General features: G+C 33.7%; 20 protein-coding genes. 1 reads left to right on the forward strand and 19 read right to left on the reverse strand.

What is annotated here, in order from left to right:
* Nucleotides 1-12 precede the first annotated feature (12 nt).
* The 19 genes from aroH to LC076_RS05865 all read right to left on the reverse strand — a co-directional run bounded on the left by aroH (nucleotide 13) and on the right by LC076_RS05865 (nucleotide 17,890).
* Nucleotides 13-375, reverse strand: coding sequence for a chorismate mutase (gene aroH / locus LC076_RS05775; protein ID WP_226666870.1), 363 nt, complete (start codon nucleotides 373-375; stop codon nucleotides 13-15).
* Nucleotides 372-1,466 carry a 3-dehydroquinate synthase gene (aroB, locus tag LC076_RS05780; protein WP_226666871.1) on the reverse strand — a complete coding sequence of 365 codons (1,095 nt, stop codon included), beginning with the start codon at nucleotides 1,464-1,466 and terminating at the stop codon, nucleotides 372-374. The genes aroH and aroB overlap by 4 nt, the downstream gene beginning before the upstream one ends.
* Nucleotide 1,467: 1 nt before the next feature.
* Entirely contained in the window at nucleotides 1,468-2,640 is a 1,173-nt protein-coding gene (gene aroC, locus LC076_RS05785) for a chorismate synthase (RefSeq protein WP_226666872.1), read from the reverse strand.
* A gap of 77 nt (nucleotides 2,641-2,717) precedes the next feature.
* Nucleotides 2,718-3,494, reverse strand: coding sequence for a CheR family methyltransferase (locus LC076_RS05790; RefSeq protein ID WP_226666873.1), 777 nt, complete (start codon nucleotides 3,492-3,494; stop codon nucleotides 2,718-2,720).
* An 845-nt stretch (nucleotides 3,495-4,339) separates the two neighbouring features.
* Nucleotides 4,340-4,786: a nucleoside-diphosphate kinase gene (gene ndk / locus LC076_RS05795; protein WP_226666874.1), complete on the reverse strand. Its 447-nt coding sequence runs from the start codon at nucleotides 4,784-4,786 to the stop codon at nucleotides 4,340-4,342.
* Nucleotides 4,787-4,895: 109 nt separating this feature from the next.
* Nucleotides 4,896-5,858: a heptaprenyl diphosphate synthase component II gene (hepT, locus tag LC076_RS05800; RefSeq protein WP_226666876.1), complete on the reverse strand. Its 963-nt coding sequence runs from the start codon at nucleotides 5,856-5,858 to the stop codon at nucleotides 4,896-4,898.
* Between the two features lie 154 nt (nucleotides 5,859-6,012).
* Complete coding sequence (locus tag LC076_RS05805; RefSeq protein ID WP_226666877.1) at nucleotides 6,013-6,723, reverse strand: demethylmenaquinone methyltransferase; 711 nt, start codon at nucleotides 6,721-6,723, stop codon at nucleotides 6,013-6,015.
* A gap of 5 nt (nucleotides 6,724-6,728) precedes the next feature.
* Nucleotides 6,729-7,490 carry a heptaprenyl diphosphate synthase component 1 gene (locus tag LC076_RS05810; RefSeq protein ID WP_413465949.1) on the reverse strand — a complete coding sequence of 254 codons (762 nt, stop codon included), beginning with the start codon at nucleotides 7,488-7,490 and terminating at the stop codon, nucleotides 6,729-6,731.
* A gap of 329 nt (nucleotides 7,491-7,819) precedes the next feature.
* Nucleotides 7,820-8,044, reverse strand: coding sequence for a trp RNA-binding attenuation protein MtrB (mtrB, locus tag LC076_RS05815; RefSeq protein WP_146946152.1), 225 nt, complete (start codon nucleotides 8,042-8,044; stop codon nucleotides 7,820-7,822).
* A 96-nt stretch (nucleotides 8,045-8,140) separates the two neighbouring features.
* Complete coding sequence (folE, locus tag LC076_RS05820; RefSeq protein ID WP_226666879.1) at nucleotides 8,141-8,707, reverse strand: GTP cyclohydrolase I FolE; 567 nt, start codon at nucleotides 8,705-8,707, stop codon at nucleotides 8,141-8,143.
* A gap of 163 nt (nucleotides 8,708-8,870) precedes the next feature.
* Nucleotides 8,871-9,149, reverse strand: a complete 279-nt coding sequence (gene hbs / locus LC076_RS05825) for a non-specific DNA-binding protein Hbs (RefSeq protein ID WP_146946154.1) — start codon at nucleotides 9,147-9,149, stop codon at nucleotides 8,871-8,873.
* Between the two features lie 556 nt (nucleotides 9,150-9,705).
* On the reverse strand, nucleotides 9,706-11,184 hold the full coding sequence (gene spoIVA, locus LC076_RS05830) for a stage IV sporulation protein A (RefSeq protein ID WP_226666882.1): 1,479 nt from the start codon (nucleotides 11,182-11,184) through the stop codon (nucleotides 9,706-9,708).
* Between the two features lie 453 nt (nucleotides 11,185-11,637).
* Entirely contained in the window at nucleotides 11,638-12,357 is a 720-nt protein-coding gene (locus tag LC076_RS05835) for a hypothetical protein (protein WP_226666883.1), read from the reverse strand.
* 26 nt (nucleotides 12,358-12,383) lie between these two features.
* On the reverse strand, nucleotides 12,384-12,584 hold the full coding sequence (locus LC076_RS05840) for a DUF2768 domain-containing protein (RefSeq protein WP_226666885.1): 201 nt from the start codon (nucleotides 12,582-12,584) through the stop codon (nucleotides 12,384-12,386).
* Between the two features lie 592 nt (nucleotides 12,585-13,176).
* Nucleotides 13,177-14,208, reverse strand: coding sequence for an NAD(P)H-dependent glycerol-3-phosphate dehydrogenase (locus LC076_RS05845; RefSeq protein ID WP_226666886.1), 1,032 nt, complete (start codon nucleotides 14,206-14,208; stop codon nucleotides 13,177-13,179).
* A gap of 52 nt (nucleotides 14,209-14,260) precedes the next feature.
* The gene (gene der, locus LC076_RS05850; RefSeq protein WP_226666887.1) at nucleotides 14,261-15,571 is read right to left on the reverse strand and encodes a ribosome biogenesis GTPase Der; all 1,311 of its coding nucleotides are present in this window, start codon (nucleotides 15,569-15,571) and stop codon (nucleotides 14,261-14,263) included.
* 621 nt (nucleotides 15,572-16,192) lie between these two features.
* Nucleotides 16,193-16,381: a capping complex subunit for YIEGIA gene (locus tag LC076_RS05855; protein ID WP_226666889.1), complete on the reverse strand. Its 189-nt coding sequence runs from the start codon at nucleotides 16,379-16,381 to the stop codon at nucleotides 16,193-16,195.
* A complete protein-coding gene (locus tag LC076_RS05860; RefSeq protein ID WP_226666890.1) occupies nucleotides 16,378-17,271 on the reverse strand; it encodes a YIEGIA family protein in 894 nt (297 codons plus the stop codon). The genes LC076_RS05855 and LC076_RS05860 overlap by 4 nt, the downstream gene beginning before the upstream one ends.
* A 1-nt stretch (nucleotide 17,272) precedes the next feature.
* Complete coding sequence (locus tag LC076_RS05865; RefSeq protein ID WP_226666891.1) at nucleotides 17,273-17,890, reverse strand: hypothetical protein; 618 nt, start codon at nucleotides 17,888-17,890, stop codon at nucleotides 17,273-17,275.
* Nucleotides 17,891-18,023: 133 nt separating this feature from the next.
* Between LC076_RS05865 and LC076_RS05870 the strand changes: the two genes are divergently transcribed.
* Nucleotides 18,024-18,158, forward strand: a complete 135-nt coding sequence (locus LC076_RS05870; RefSeq protein WP_226666892.1) for a YpzI family protein — start codon at nucleotides 18,024-18,026, stop codon at nucleotides 18,156-18,158.
* Nucleotides 18,159-18,443: the final 285 nt, after the last annotated feature.

Here is an 18,443-nt window from a genome sequence, read left to right on the forward strand (position 1 = left end):
GCTCTATTAAAACTATTTTATTAGATCTGGTCTAAGTACAACAGAATTTCTTGCATACACATGTTGAATTTGATTCTGTTCGATATCGCTTTGAACAGTCATCATGATTCTAATACACTTTTCTAGGCTCCCTGGAACAGGTATTTCTTGCATACACATGACTGGAACATAAGTCCATCCTTCTATTTCTCTCAATGCTTTTGCAGGAAAAGTAGCATTAAGATCTTCTGTTACAGTAATAATAACATGTGCAACATCATCAGCATGGATATTGTTTTTTTGAATCATTTCATAAAGAAGCTCACTTGTTGCTTCAACAATCATATTAGCTTCATTTTGATCTACTGTTGTTGCTCCTCTAATCCCCCTAATCAAGATTTCTCCCCCCGTTCTAAAACACGCCACTCTTCAAGTAAAGATTGTAGTTCTTCTTTAGTAAAAGTATTTGAAGTTGTGACTCCAATTTCTTTTAGCATAATCATTTTAATCTGATTAGCTTTTGTTTTCTTATCTTTTGTCATTTTATTAATTAAATCTTCAGTTAATTGTTCTGTTGGTACACTAGTTGGAAACCCAATTGTTTCAAACCACTTTTTTATCTCATCATAAGGTAGTTTTATATTTTGTGATTTATTACTTAACCATAATGCAAATAACATACCTATTGCGACACAATCTCCATGAGAAATTTCACCATAACCAGCTTCTGCTTCTATTGCATGTCCTAACGTATGACCAAAATTTAAAATCTCTCGAAGTCCTAATTCACGTTCATCTTGTGAGACAACATCTGCCTTAATTATAATACCCTCAAGTATCATTCGTTCTATTTTATCAGATGCAAGATCCTCTAAATTGGGTACTTCTTTATAGAGAAATTCATACAAAGTTTTGCTACGGATGAGAGAATGTTTAATAACTTCGGCAAAACCAGAACGTAATTCTTCGTGTGGTAGGCTTTTTAAAAATTGACTATCGTAAATAACAGCTTTTGGTTGATAAAAAGCACCAATCATATTTTTACCCTCAGGATGATTGATCGCTACTTTTCCACCAACAGCACTGTCATGTGCAAGTAAAGTAGTCGGTATTTGAATATAAGGAATTCCTCTCATAAAGGTAGCAGCTACAAATCCTGTTAAATCACCTACAACACCGCCACCAAAAGCAAGGATAACAGACTTTCTATCTAGTCCTTGCTTTAGTGCATATGATTGTAATTCATAAAACATATCAAATGATTTGGAAGACTCACCATTTCTGATAACAAACTTACACGTTGACCATTTTTCACTTACCATTTTTTCTAAGTCATTACCATAACGTTCATCTATATTATTATCTGTTACAATAAGTACCTTAGAAGGTGATAGCTCTGATAAGACTGGTAATAGCTCTTTTATTACCTTTTCTCCGACAAGTACTGGGTACGTTGAATCTGATGTTTGTACCAATAGTGAGTTCATTTTAAAAATCCCTCGAGTACGTGTGCATTTTCTGAATATTTTCTTTAATCAAATCCATACGATCTAATCCAAATTGCTCGACGATTGCATTTGCTATTTCCCATGCAACAACTGACTCAGCTACAACACTTGCAGCTGGAACAGCACAGCTATCTGAACGCTCAATACTCGCGCTAAAAGGTTCTTTCGTTTCAATGTCTACACTTTGTAAAGGTTTATACAAAGTAGGAATTGGCTTCATTACTCCTCTAACAACAACAGGCATTCCAGTTGTCATTCCGCCTTCAAATCCACCTAAATTATTTGATTTACGAGTATAACCTTCCTCAGAATCCCATTGAATTTCATCATGAACTTGACTACCAAATCTTCTCGCTGCTTCAAAGCCAATACCAAACTCGACTCCTTTAAAAGCATTAATACTTACGATAGCTCCTGCAATTTTACTATCGAGTTTACGATCATAATGAACATAACTTCCAATACCCGCCGGTAAACCTTCTACAACTACTTCTACAATTCCACCAATAGAATCGCCATTTTCTTTCGCTTGGTCAATAGCTTCCATCATTTTCACTTCAGCTTCACGATCATAGCATCTTACTTGTGATTCCTCTGTTACTGCTAACAAATCATCTATGTTTTTATAATTCGTATTCTTTGCTCTGACCCCACCTATTTCTAATACGTGACCAACTACTTTAATGTTCAATTCTGCTAAAATCTGCTTAGCTAGTGCACCCACAGCTACACGAACGGTTGTTTCACGTGCAGATGAACGTTCTAAAACATTTCGCATATCCCGATGTCCATATTTCATCGCGCCAACTAAATCCGCATGTCCGGGACGAGGACGTGTAATTTGACGTTTAACTTCTTGTTCTTCTTCATTTGAGATAGGTTCAATTCCCATAATTTTAGTCCAATGCTTCCAATCTCTATTTTCAACCACAAGTGAAATTGGTGAACCTAAAGCTTTCCCATGTCTAACACCACCAAGAATTTGAACTTGGTCCTTTTCGATTTGCATTCTACGACCTCGACCGTAGCCCTTTTGTCTTCTTGCTAAATCAGAATTTATCGCTTCTGCCGTTAAATTTAGTCCAGATGGTACACCTTCAACAATTGCAGTTAATTGAGGTCCATGTGATTCACCAGCTGTTAAATACCTCATTCTACTCTCTCCCTTCAACGCACTAACGCTTTTAAGTAAAAATATAACATAACTTTTTCTAAAAAAATAGAAAATTCTTATCTCTTTTGATAAAAAAATGTATCAACAGAGGCTAAATCGAAGCGTTCAGCATTAAATATTTGCTCAGTACTTCCTACAAAAAACACCCCTTGCCTTTTTAAAGCAGTACTAAATTTCGTATATAATACTTCTTTAGCTTCTTCAGTAAAGTAAATAAGCACATTTCTACAAACAATCAAATCAAACTGTGTATCAAATGGATCTGCAAGTAAATTCTGCTTTTTAAAAGTTACAGTTTTCATGATTTCATCGCTTACTTTATAATTTGATCCTTCTTTCACAAAATATTTTTTTCTAATATCATCTGGAACTTCATTCAAAGATCTTTCAGGATAAACCCCTAGTTTTGCTCGAGCTATGACATTTTCATCAATATCAGTTGCTAGCACCTTCACTTTTGACATGGGCATCAACTTAGATAGAATCATTGCAATCGTATAAGGCTCTTCGCCTGTTGAACACGCTGCACTCCATACTTTCAAGTTATTGTTCTTTTCTAGTAAACTGGGTAGTATCTTTTCTTCGAGTATTTCCCATCTTTTATAATTGCGATAAAATTCAGATACGTTAATTGTCATGCGATCTAAGAATTCATAATAAAGCTCTCGTTGATTATTTAAGCCAGAAAAAAATTCTAAAAAGCTTGTGAATCCTCTTTTTTCATACAATGAAGTTAGTCTTCTTTTCATTTGGGCTTCTTTATAAAGTGATAAGTCAATACCGGTTTTGGATTTTATATTCTTAATAAATTTTTCATAATCTTGATCACTCATAACAACTCTCCTATTGTATTTCCTGATAGTATTTTTGTAGATCTGTCTAGGAGCCTCTCCCGTTTAGCACCATAAAACAATGTGCTAACAACAACATTGAGACTTATCATAGCCTATTAGTTAAAACATCTAAGAAATTTTTATTCATTTAGGAATAATTTATAGTATATCTTATATTTATTAGAATTTGCGAAATTTTTGCAGAAAATGACGAAACATGAAAATAGAATGTTATTTTCACTACCATTTCAGTTCATTTTTTTATAAAAGCTATCATTGAGACCTGTTTAACTTTTCATGAGATTTCACCATAAGGAATGCCACAATCCGCATACATACAGTACATGCACATTGATGCCTAACTCCTTATAACATTACAAAAGAAACAAAAAATCAAAAAATAAGTCCAAAGTATCCTGTTTCCAACCAATGATGCTCTTTCAATTCTATATTGGTTACGATCTATGAGAAAACGGGAGTATGTTGATAAATGATGTATTATCAGATGCATATGAGTATTAAAAATGCTTTTACTCGAGATGAAAAATCTTTGTGTGGAGTGAAATTCCCCTGTAAGATAGCGTGGACCACTACAAGGTGTTTAACATAGCGAGCGAACGTTTGTATATAGTATAATTTTTATTTTTAATGATGTTAACCATTGTTGTTAAGTTCCGTTACAGGCATTCGCTTCTCCCACAGAAGTCTCTTTTATTCATCTCTACCAAAGCCTAAAATCCAATATTAGCTTTAACATAGTCTTATTTTTAAATTGACAATTCATAGTCAATTATTGGGGTGATTTATTTTTTCGTAATAAAAAAAACTAGCAAATGCTAGCTTTTTTAATATATCCAATTATTTATTAACTTTTCATACTCAACAATTTCATTTTCATTGAAAAATAATGAAATTTCTCGTTTTGCACTTTCAGGTGAATCAGATCCATGAATGATATTCTTACTAACATACATGCTATAATCACCTCGTATTGTACCAGGTTCAGCATCTTTAGGATTTGTCTTGCCCATCATCTTGCGAGTGATCTCAATTACATTATCTCCTTGCCAAACCATGGCAAAAACCGGACCTGATGTAATAAAATCAACAAGCGCATCATAAAATGGTTTACCTTTATGCTCACCATAATGCTTTTCAGCTAATTCTTTCGGTATTGTCATTAATTTGGCTCCAACCAATTGTAAGCCCTTACTTTCAAATCGACCAACAATTTCCCCGATCAGTTGACGCTGCACCCCATCAGGTTTTACCATTAAAAATGTTTTTTCCATAATATTCTCCACCCCATAAAAATTATGTATAGGCTTTCATACCCCAAGAAAATAATACCATGTATTGGGATATGAATGCAATCTCAGGGATGGAGAAAATTAGAACTATCTAAAATTTTCTTTTTCCAATATATTTTGCAATACTATGCAAAGTAGACCGAGCACGATTCTTTGGAAGAGTTTCCAAGATATCAAAGGCCTTTTTTAAATACTGATCACTTACTTTAGCTGATTTTTCTATAACGTCTGAAGCTAATATCATTTCTAATACGGGCTCTATTTCTTTAGGTGTCGTTTCATTAGAAATTTTTATTATTTCATTTTTTATTTCAGGTATTTCTAACGCAAATAAAACAGGAAGAGTAATATTTCCCTGAAGAAGATCACTTCCTACTGGTTTACCTAAGTCTTTTTCGGTAGAAGTAAAATCCAGTATATCGTCAGTAATTTGAAATGACATCCCTACATAATAACCAAACCAGTATAATTTATGATGAATCTCTTTTGTTGCTCCAGATGAGACAGCACCCAATTGGCAACTTACAGCAATTAAAAGCGCAGTTTTTCTTTTAATTCGTTTTAAATATGTACGTAATGATTGATCAAATCGATATTTATCTTTTATTTGTTCTATTTCACCAAGACATACTTCAACAATGGCTTTTGATAAAATGTGATGAGCCAGTGGATCATCTATATTTGTCATCACTTCCAATGACCTGGCAAGTAAGTAGTCTCCTGTATACATAGCTATCCGGTTATCCCATCTAGATTTAACAGTGGGTTTTCCCCTTCGCATCTCTGCATCGTCTATTACATCATCATGGACAAGTGATGCCATATGAATCGTCTCTAATGCCACGGCAACATATTTTACTTTGTTAATGTTATAGTCACCAAACATAGAAGAAAGCAAAACAAATACTGGGCGGATTCGTTTCCCTCCCGCTTGCAATAACTCTAAGTTCGCTTCCTTTAATAAGGAATACTCCGAAATAGAGGTTTTTTCAAGTTCTTGTTCAATTATAGAAAGATCATTATTTAAGAAAGAATACAATGCTTTATATTTCATATAAATTCACCTTAATACATCTTTTTGTAGTACAAACGTTTTTTCGTTTATTGTCTAACTAATACATATTTTCAAAGTAAAAGACCACAATGTTTAAGAAGCAAGCCTGTAGAGAAAACTTCTTATAACAAAGTGGTCTGGCAAAACCTCATCATTATCTTTTTTCTTTTACTCCAAGATGCATTGCTGCAACTCCACCTGTAAATGGTTTCACTTCTACTGTTTCAAATCCTGCTTCTTTAAACATACTAGCTAATTCTTTCATACCTGGGAAATCTCGAGCTGATTCCTGTAACCATGAATATTCTTTATAACTTTTTGCAAATACCTTTCCAAATAAAGGCATAACGTAACGAAAATAGAGAGAGAAGAATTGTTTAAAAACAGGTAGTGTAGGTTGTGATGTTTCTAAACAAACAGCTTTACCACCAGGTTTAAGGACACGATGCATTTCTTTTAGCACCTGTAAGTAATCTGGTACATTTCTCAAACCAAAACCTATTGTTACGAAATCGAATGATTGATCTTCAAAAGGTAATTTCATAGCATTGCCATGAATTAGCTCTATATTATTAAGTTTTAATTGCTTAACTTTTTCATGACCAATTTGTAACATATTTTGACTAAAATCTAAACCGACTACTTTACCTTTTGAACCAACTGCATCAGCAAGTGCTATACTCCAATCAGCAGTTCCACAGCATACGTCTAAAGCCTTTTGACCAGGCTTTACGTTCATTCTCTTCATTGTTTCTTTTCTCCAAGCCTTATGGCGCTGAAAGCTTATTACAGAATTCATTTGGTCATAGTTTTTATAAATTTTTTCAAAAACTCCATGGACTCTTTCTTCCTTAGACTGATCCATCTTTATTAACCTTCTTCCACTATCTTGTTATCATGTAATGATGATTGAAAATGATCTGGATGTAAATGTTTAAGTAGTAGCTCTCTTAACATAGAGTTCTGATAAAAACCCTTGTTAATTAATTCGACTGTTTCTTCAAACAAACCATTACATGTTTTTGTTAGATTATTTATCGATAATTTGCTTTCAAAATTAGTATGAAATTTTTCATGAGAGAGTCTTTTATATGTAAGAAATTTGGTTGTTAACAATTTAAGGAAATCCAATTTGTAATGATCAGTTATTTTTTGAAATAGAGATGTTTCAACAACAATAACACTTTCTAAAAATTGCTTTTCATTTGCTTCCTTATCATGATATAGCCTGATTTTATGTTCATTTATTTCCTTAATAGCAATTGCTAACGTACGAACCATGTTAATGTCCTTAATATTTGAAAGTAACAAATAATATAATCCGCTAAAATAGTCACCAGCTAGAACAGTTAATTGTCTTTGAACAAACTCATCTGAATTTATCACATTCGTAGTTGTAACATCGTCATGCGTATCAAGAGCAATTTGAACTAACATTGCTGTCAAAATGTAGTTTGTTTTTAATTCCATAGTAAGGTCTATCTCATCAAAAATTGCATATAAAAGCAGCAACTTATCATCATCTATTTTAGGAGAAGGTAAATGCTTAATCAAAAATGGATGTGTTAGTTTTACCTCTAGAGCTTCTTTGATTTTTGCTAACTGTACATCGATGTCCTGCAAATATATCACCCTTGTCCCCGAATTAACATTTTATCTCTATTTTCACTAGTCAATGAATATCTATATATTATTTCCTAGCAAAAGTTATGTTTTTGTGAAAAAAGGGGACGGAAATTTCACTAACAAAAGTGTTCTCGTATTCCTTTACTCCACATCTTAAGCAAACATTCTATCAATATTAAAGATACGTTTTATTATAACATAACTTAGAATCATTTTCTTTTTATAAGGTTGGTTTTGCAATGATTGCTGTATTCCTCAATTAGCCCAACTTTACAAATTTCATTTTTTTTATTTCAAGCTGAAATAAAAAGTAAAATAAGCAGGGTAATACCTACTTATTTTCTCGAATCACTTTCTAGCTCACCAATCGCTGTTTGGATTTGTGCTTTACCTCTTATTTTAATAGCAGATGTATGCTCTGTAAATTGAGCAATCATCACTTCGCCCTTGTCTAATTTTTCAGAATGATGAAAGCGTGTATCTGTGCCTCTTGTAAGACCAATTACATTCACACCATCTTCTATCGCTTTAATAACAACAAAGTCATTTTTTTGACTCATGTTTGCACCTACCTATGTCTAGTTTATCTTCCTATTTTATATCATTATTAAATTAATTAGTAGATTATAAAGAATCCTTAATTGAAATACTTATCACTAACCTTTAATTAATGACAAGACCTCTGCTCTTGAAGCCTCATCTTTTCGAAATATTCCTCTAACTGCAGATGTAACTGTTTGTGAACCTGGCTTCTTAATGCCTCTCATTGTCATACACATATGTTCTGCTTCAACTACAACCATGACACCATGTGGTTCTAATGATTTATTAATACTGTCAGCAATTGTTGAGGTAATTCTTTCTTGTAATTGCGGTCTTTTAGCAACAGCATCAACCGCACGAGCTAATTTACTTAATCCTGTTACCTTACCACCTTTTGGAATGTAGGCAACATGCGCTTTACCATAGAACGGAACAAGATGGTGTTCACACATAGAGTAAAACGGAATATCTTTAACCAATACTAATTCCTCATGATCTTCACCAAAAATTGTTTGAAAGTGCTCTGAAGGATCTTCATTTAAACCACTAAAAACCTCAGCATACATTTTTGCCACTCTTTTTGGAGTATCATGTAACCCTTCACGATTTGGATCTTCTCCAATTGCCTCAAGTATTAATTTAATAGCTTGTTCAATTTTCTCATGATTTACGTGTGTCATGTCCAGCCTCCAGGTTATATTTGATTCAGATTCTAGCATATGATTGGGGATAAAAGCAAAAAATAGTATGTATGTAGAAGTGGAGAATACAAATGAAAAGCCCCTTAGGAAGGGGCTTTGTGAAGAAGCTTGTATGTAATGGTTATTACATGACATTTTAAACTTATTTACCTGCTACTGCGTCTTTAAGTGCTTTACCTGGTTTGAAAGCAGGCACCTTGCTAGCAGCAATTTCAATTTCTTCACCAGTTTGTGGGTTACGACCTTTACGAGCCGCACGCTCACGAACTTCAAAGTTACCGAAACCGATAAGTTGTACTTTATCACCATTTTTTAGTGCATCTAAAATTGTATCGAAAACAGCATCAACTGCTTTAGTTGCATCTTTTTTAGATAATTCACTAGCTTCCGCTACTGCGTTGATAAGTTCTGTTTTATTCATGCCTTTCACCTCCTCCCAAAGGGGATGGATTCTTTTAGTCTTCATTTCTTCACAGTTTTGATCAATTCTATACATGTGAGCGTGATATTACTATCAACACGCTTATCTTATATGATTTTTCTACATAATTCAATGATTTTCATCATGAATATTGGTTTTTTAGGAAGAATCGACCAATAAAGAAAAGAAATTCTGTAAAAAGATTAACATAATAAATCAGACGAATCAAGGAATATCATAATAAAAAGTCTATTTATATCAAGGTTTCATTCAAAAAAAAGAACAAATGTTTCTTATTTGACTAATTTAAGTAAATCATTGAATTGAAATTTTTTTGTATAAAACAGCTATTGCCTGAAATTTTATTGTTTTTAAAATACAAAAAAAGGGGAAAACTCTGTATAAATTTTAGTGACATCTTACCTTAAATAATTCGCATATTTTAAGCGAGGTAACGCTGATTACGACAGGTAAAGACGTCAATTAACAACTATCTTTCAGAAAAGAGCTCTAAATTCACTTCAAAAAAAAGACCTCTAAATTAGAGGTCAAAGAATTATAAGATAATAGCTATTAATCCACCAGAGCCTTCATTAATGATTCTCTCCAATGTTTCTTTTAGCTTATAACGTGCATTTTCTGGCATAAGAGATAATTTAGCTTGAATACCTTCTCGAACAATTGAACTTAAGCTTCTTCCAAATATATCAGAATTCCAAATTGATAATGGATTATCTTCAAAGTCTTGCATTAAGTATCGGACAAGTTCTTCGGATTGCTTCTCTGTTCCTATAATTGGAGCAAATTCAGACTCTACATCCACTTTAATCATATGAATCGATGGAGCAACTGCTTTAAGTCTCACACCAAATCTTGAACCTTGTCGGATGATCTCAGGTTCATCTAAGCTCATATCAGCTAAAGCTGGTGCTGCAATACCATAACCAGTTTGCTTTACCATTTTTATAGCATCCGCTACTTGATCATACTCAGTTTTTGCATACGCAAAGTCTTGCATTAATTGTAACAAGTGGTCTTTGCCGCGTATTTCTACTCCTACAACTTCTTTTAAGATTTGATCGTATAAATCGTCTGGAGCATATAAATCAATTTCAGCAATTCCTTGGCCCATTTCGATACCCGCTAAACTTGCTTTATTGATAAAGTCATACTCACTAAATTGTCCTACTACTCTATCAACATCACGAAGCCTCTTAATATCTTTCACTGTATCTTTTACAGCTTCTTGGTAGCTTTGTCTTAACCAATGATTTTCTCTAAGAACCATCACCCAGCTTGGTAGGTTAACATTAACCTCTAAAACTGGAAATTCATATAATGATTCTCTTAATACATTCATTACATCTGTTTCCCTCATACTCTCAACGCTCATTGCTAGTACAGGAATATCATATTTCTCATTTAACTGTTGACGAAGGGCTTCAGTTTCTGGGTGATGAGGATGGACTGTATTAATAATCATAATAAACGGTTTGCCAACCTCTTTTAATTCATCGATTACTCTTGCTTCTGCTTCTAAGTAATCATGACGAGGAATATCGCCAATTGAACCATCTGTTGTAATTACACAACCTAATGTTGAATGCTCTTGAATAACTTTACGTGTTCCAATTTCTGCTGCTTCATGAAATGGTATTGGCTCTTCATACCAAGGAGTGTTTATCATACGAGGGCCATTTTCATCTTCATAGCCTTTCGCACCAGGTACAGTGTAACCTACACAGTCTACCAATCTAATATTGACATCAAGTCCCTCATCTACATGGATGGAAACTGCTTGATTCGGGACAAATTTAGGCTCAGTTGTCATAATTGTTTTACCAGCTGCACTTTGTGGTAATTCATCTTGAGCTCTTGCTTTGTCAGATTCATTGTCAATGTTAGGTAGTACGACTAGTTCCATAAACTTTTTAATAAAAGTAGATTTACCTGTTCTTACTGCACCAACTACTCCTAAATATATATCGCCACCAGTTCGTTCAGCGATATCCTTGAAAATATCTACTTTTTCCAAGTGGATCCCCTCCCGATCATACAATATTGGGATAATGCTTATCCGTCTTCTTATAGGACATTATATATGTATGACGTTGTCCTACTTATTTATGACTTAGTTTCTAAATTTTTTTCATTATCGCTCAAATCTTTGTTATTTCATTAGCTTTGTTAAACTTTGTTTTTGATTTTCGTTACAGACATTTGCTTTCTAGAGCAGTCCTTGAACCTCCTCGTAAGCTGTGCTCGTGAGGTCTCCTACTGACACGCTTCTCTTAAAGAAGTAGTCACATATAGTCACTCCAATCAACAAAGGACTCAAAAATCAATATTATTAACATAGCCAATTCCTTTTAAAAAAAGCGAAAAAGAAAACCCTTCTTTTAGAGTTTATTCTCTAATGAAGGGTTCATGACATAATTATCAAAATAATTTTAAAAACCATAAATTAATTGAAATTTCAGATCAAATACTATTCTTCAGTTCTGAAGATTGGTTCACCTTTATCATCAATAGTATATGGTAATGAGTACGCTGGAACGAAAGGACTATCTTTAACAAGGATATTTAGTATATCATCTCCTTGTTTATAGGAATGATCCTTTTCCTGCAATGCTCTATTTAGGTCGATACGATAATCAACATAAACATTTGCTTCTTTATCAATGATTAAAGGCAAATATTCACCTGTAAAAGGACTCTGAACTGTTGGTGGCTCTTTATAACCTAGTTTTTCATAATCAAGAGTAAATATCTCACTTGTAATAAGATCTTTGAACGGTGGGTATCCTTTTGCTTGACGATACACCTCTAATTTTATTGAGAGTTCATGAAGTTCTTCTGTAACTCTTAAATCAAGCAACTTTACTGTTGGATCTTCTTCAACATCCACTAGTACATATTGATACACCCCACCGCTTTCATAGGCGGTTCCTGGTGGCTCTGCCATATACCTTGGGGTTAACATGGAAAAGTCTATTGGATATTTTTGATAAATTGGTGTTGTCATATCCCTTGTTTTAATTGGTAAGAGTCCGCTGGTATCCTCCTGATATTGATCTACTGAGCTTTGCACAGCAGCTATTTGATCGTCATATGGAATTGAATTTTTCTGTAACTTTTCTTCAGGATATAAACATCCTGTCAAAAGAATACAACCAAGCATAACTACTAAAATTTTATAAAATTTCATTCGTAATGACTTCCTTTTACTTGTATTTATTCTGAAACTGGTCCGCTTAAAACGACAAATATAATAATTATTCCTGCTAGAATCATAAAGATGTAGGCCAAAATGGTAACGATTACTTTTAAAAGACCTTTTAATTTAAATCGACTTAAATAAATGAAAATAATTGAAATAAACATAAATCCCATGGATGCAAACGAAATCCACATTTTCATAAGGGCTGTGCTCATCAATAATTCCTCCTTTAAAAGAAGAACAGACGCTTCTTGTATGTAGTATTTAATTTATAAAAGGTTAAACTCCTTGAACGATTATAATACAGTTTACAAAGCTTGTCCAAATAAGTTTTATCTCTTGATTATGAATCTAAGTTGCTTCAATTTATAGCAACATTTCAAATTGGGGATAAAAAGTTTATTAAAGAGGGGGAAAGCAATCATTGTATCAAGGGAATTATTTATCATTGAGTACAGATTATCTATTAAACGGAGAATAAGTTCAATATATACAAAAAAACTGAAGTAAAGAGGGGACGAACTTTACTTCAGCAAAGGACAAACGACTAAATACTACCCAAAAATAGAACAACTCTTATTTTACTACGTTGCATTTTATGCGGAATAGGATGTTTTGGTATCCTCTAATGCCTATATACGCCAAGTATTATTCGTTAAAGTTATTGAACTGACGATTTAGCAAGGATGAAGATCAAAGACATAACGTTCCGCCGCAAGCAGAATGTAAGACCTTATAGGATATTGTTCCCTTTGATTTAATTCTTGTTATTATATGCATTGGAATTTACGAATGTCACCTTATCAATTAGCGTTTCTCAATTATATTTACTAAGTCTTCCATTTCATGTGTCTTCACACGAGCCATTAAAGAATCCACTGCTTCTTTCGGTGACTTATCATTAAATAACACATCATATAAAGCCTCAGTAATTGGCATTTTCACTTCATACTTTAAAGCAAGTTGATACGCTGCTTTTGTGGTTCGCACACCTTCTACAACCATGCCCATGTTAGCAAGGACTTCATCAAGACTTTGACCTTTTCCAAGTAAGTTACCAGCTCTCCAGTTACGTGAATGAATACTAGTACATGTAACAATTAAATCACCTATTCCAGTTAACCCTGAAAAAGTTAATGGATTTCCACCCATTTTACTTCCTAGCCTAGCAATCTCTGCTAAACCACGAGTAATAAGTGCAGCTTTAGCGTTATCTCCATAACCAAGTCCATCTGTGATCCCAGCAGCTAATGCAATGATGTTCTTTAAAGCTCCACCGATTTCCACACCAATTATATCTGGATTTGTATATACTCTAAAATTTTGATTAATAAACAAGTCTTGAACATATTCAGCAGCACTCATCGTTTTGGATGACGACGTAACTGTTGTAATATGTCTTTGACTTACCTCTTCTGCATGACTAGGACCTGAAAGAACAACAACATCCTTTAACAAGTGTTCTGGCATTTCCACCTCAATTATTTCAGAAATACGCAACAATGTATCAGGCTCTATTCCTTTACTTACATGGACGACCGTGAGCTTATCATCGGCAAATTTCTTCACATCATTCAGAACCTCTCGAATGGCCTTCGTAGGAACAGCTAAAATGACTGTTTGGACACCATTTAGGCTTTCAGCTAAATTTGAAGTTGCTACGATATTTTTAGGAAGATCTATTCCTGGTAAGTATTTCTTATTTTGCTTAGTTGTATTAATTTCATCTATTAAGGATTGACGATGTCCCCAAAGTTTTACTTCATGTCCATTGTCTGCAAGAACGATAGCTAAAGCAGTTCCCCAACTACCTGCTCCTAATACTGTAATTTGTTCCATCTAAACACATCCTTCACAATAAACAGATCAATCAAAACACCTTAGTTAACTCTTACTTTCTTTCTCTTGTAAAAATTTTAATAGGTGTTCCTTCAAATTCAAAGGCAGCTCTGATTTTATTTTCTAAAAATCTTTCATAAGAAAAGTGCATTAATTCTGGATCGTTCACAAAAACAACGAAAGTTGGTGGTTTAACAGCAACTTGTGAAGTATAGAATATTTTTAAACGTTTTCCTTTATGAGTAGGAGTAGGATTCATCGCAACGGCATCCATAATCACATCATTAAGTACATTTGTTTGAACTCTTCTAGAATGATTTTCACTTGCTAAAAGAATTCTAGGCATTAGTGTATGAATTCTTTTTTTCGTTATGGCTGATAGGAATACAATAGGTGCATAATCTAAAAACTTGAAGTGGTCACGAATATTCTCTTCAAATTCTTTCATCGTTTTTTCATCTTTATCTACTGCATCCCACTTATTTACAACAATAACAACAGCTTTTCCAGCTTCATGTGCATATCCCGCGATATGTTTGTCTTGTTCAATAATACCTTCTTCAGCATTTATAACAACTAAGATCACATCAGACCGATCAATGGCTTTTAATGCACGAAGCACACTATACTTTTCGGTTGTTTCGTACACTTTTCCTTTTTTCCTCATCCCTGCTGTATCAATGATAACAAATTCTTGTCCTTCATATTTGTAAACAGTATCAATTGCATCTCGTGTTGTTCCTGCAACATCACTTACAATAACACGATCTTCACCTAAAATCGCATTCACAAGAGAGGATTTACCGACGTTCGGTCTACCAATCAGTGAGAATTTTATTGTTGTTTCATCATAATCCTCTGTTCCAATATTGTTAAAATGTTTAGCCACTTCATCCAATAAGTCACCTAGTCCTAAACCATGAGATCCTGAGATTGGAAAAGGTTCACCAAAACCTAAGGAGTAAAAATCATAAATTGTTGCTCTCATTTCAGGATTATCTACTTTATTTACTGCAAGAACTACAGGCTTATTTGAGCGAAAGAGAATTTTTGCTACTTCTTCATCAGCTGCTGTAACCCCTTCACGTGAATTCGTTAAGAAAATGATCACATCGGCTTCATCTATAGCAATTTCTGCTTGGTGACGAATTTGCGCTAAAAACGGCTCATCTCCTATATCTATACCACCTGTATCAATAATATTGAAGTTATAAGTTAACCATTCACCAGAACTATAAATCCGATCTCTAGTCACTCCAGGAATATCTTCTACGATTGACACACGTTCTCCCACAATTCTGTTGAAAATTGTAGATTTACCAACGTTAGGCCTTCCAACGATTGCAATTACTGGTTTTGCCATATTTTACATCCTTCCTGCACATATCAATTTTTACTGGATTTTCATTATTCAAAATCTAAAAAATAGTTCTTATTATATTTGCACGTCGATACCCCTTTTAGGTGTTAACTTTCGAACATGCTTTGAGTTAAGCTGCCTTTATTGGCACATAACTTCCATCTATAGAGTCAACCTATCTAAAGGATTGTTGAAATCAACTACTACAAATATAAAAATGAGCCCTTTTTATTAAACTTTAACAAAGGGAAACTCACATTAGTCACTAATTTTCCAGACTATAAAAAGAATGTTAGCTTTCCATTTATTTTTCTATACATCACTTCATTCAATCGCACATAAATATGTAATTTATAAATTAATATAGAATAATTATTTTTCCAAGGTAATACCTAACATTCCTATATAAGAATCACGCTAGCGCCTTACTCAACCATCGGGCTAGACATCTTAGCTAAACATCTTATACTTTTTTTTATTATAAAAATAGGCTGACTCATGAAAAATGGGTCAGATCCCTCATTCCAATCTACAAAATAGAAGGGAACGTGGGAGGGGTCAGACCCCTCTTGAGTCAACCTCCATAACTTTTATATATTAGCAGACATTTGATAAATTCACAACTTAGTGTTTGACAATAACATACATGTCATCACCAATACCATGAGCTATACCATCTAAAATGGCTTCAAGGTTCCTAGCATAAAAATGCATCTCTTCTTGTGTTTTGCAAATAAAAATAGCTGTGCCTCCAGCTGCTTTCGTTTGATCTGTTGTAATAATAGCTAGAATATACTTTTCTAATGCACTCACTTTACCCCTCCTTGACGATTAGCTTTCGCTTCAGTAGGCATTCTGATCGCATTTTCAAGTGTAGGCACTTCACCTATAACACGGATTGCTCGCTCAACATCACGTTCTTGTGGTAAAACAAAAACACCTAAGCGACCATCATCAAGATCTCTTTTGGCTAAAGGAACAAGTGCTGGTTCACCAGAATCCCGAAATACACCTAATGCAGTGGAAACATCATGGAGAATTGCTTGTCGTTGACCAAGATTAGCAATAGTCATTTTGGAGTTTGAGTTCTTAGGTGTTAGTACAAATCCCATCCCATAGTTTAAAATGGCTTTTTGTTTTTCAGGTATACCTATATTCATAATGTAAATATTATCTACATATAATCCCGCACCATCAAATCTTATTTCCGCATGTTTAATATCAACAAGATCTTTAATTCTACTACCAGACATTAGTCTTCTAGAAATAAGATAACAGATCACTCCAACAACCAAGGCAACATAAATATTTACCACTAAATAAGCAAACGTAGTAAATAGTGATGTGAAAATGACTAAGTAATTTCTACTCTCAAACGCAATAGCAATACCCTCTATATATGTTTTACCTCTTGGAACTAGCTCGTAATCATCTAACACAGTGAGTGTATTTCTCTCCATATTTCGAACATCACGAAACTGAGAAGCAGCTAGGGTTAAAAAAGTAATAGCAGTAAAATCCTCTTCCATTATAGATGGAACAGCTACTGTTCCTAACCCTGCTGCGATAAATCCTAATGCTACGTGTATTATTTTCCCATGAAGATATGTTGGATATTGACGATAGTCCGTTTTAAGCATATGTAGTCTTGTCAGAACACCTACGATGACTCCAAATAACACTGGCATTGTATATTCATTCATATTATCCCTGCTTTTCCTTTGCTGATTTTTGTAACCTCTGGAGCTTTTGGACATTCTGTTCAAAAAAGATAATGAGCTTTTGAAACATTGTCCATATACAAATAGAAAAACACCCAATAACAACGATATCTAAAAATACGGGATTTCCTATACTTATACTGTTATGGAACTTTGACATAACAAGCCAATATAGCAGTTCCCCATGACATATTGACATAAAAAACAAGGCATACTTTTGCGCAATACTTTTCCCTAAGAAGATTGCGACTATACTTACAACAAAGCTTAGAATTAGTCGATAATCTATTACAAACCAAACAGGATCATATATACTGAATAACATGGTACCTGCATAGGCAAATGTTATTGTTGTAGATGACAAATAGTAATGAATCATATTGTTATTTCCCTGTTTTACTGAAAGATAATAACCTAAAATTAGAAATAACAAAAAAGGCAATGAAAGATGGTACTCTCCTAAAATCATTTCTCCACTACTTGAAAATATGGTTATTAAAATGAAAATGGACATTTTGTCTCTATACCTATTTTTTTCCATAATGAATGTTATATAAATCCATGCTAACCACATGAACCAAAAATAAATAATTCCTTCCACTATTCACCCCTCCTACTATTCCCATTATGTCTCTTTCCAATTAGCTTTAATCGAAAATAAATAAAAAATAGTGCTAATGATATTAAGGTTCATAGTACAAAATGAATATAACGACAATTAAGGAGGTATTGAGATGGGAAAAGATAGACAAGAGAAGAAGTTAAGGAAAAGTGGTAAAGTAGAATCTGATCGAGATCAATCTCTTGATTATCCAGGAGCTACGAGAGTAGAAGGCCCTGAAGCTGCAAGAGAGCGTAATAGTAAATAAAAGTTGCTCAACACTAAAAAGAAGTGATCTTGTTCTGTTATGGATAAAAAGGTTGTTTTTTCATCGAGGAGCTTCAACTATAAAGGTTAAATTGCTGGGGAAGAAAGCATAAGGCTGATTGAATTGGATTTTTTTCTTCTGAACAGGGAAGCTTATAACTCAAGGGAATGAAGTTGTTTACCTGCGAATTAATTAATACATTGTAAGACTAAATACTAAGACTTAGTAAAAATAGCACAAAAAGGCAAGTTGGTTTAAACCAACTTGCCTTTTCAGCATTTAATT

The organism is Metabacillus litoralis, assembly GCF_020524045.1.
Classification (GTDB): Bacteria; Bacillota; Bacilli; order Bacillales; family Bacillaceae; genus Metabacillus; species Metabacillus litoralis_C.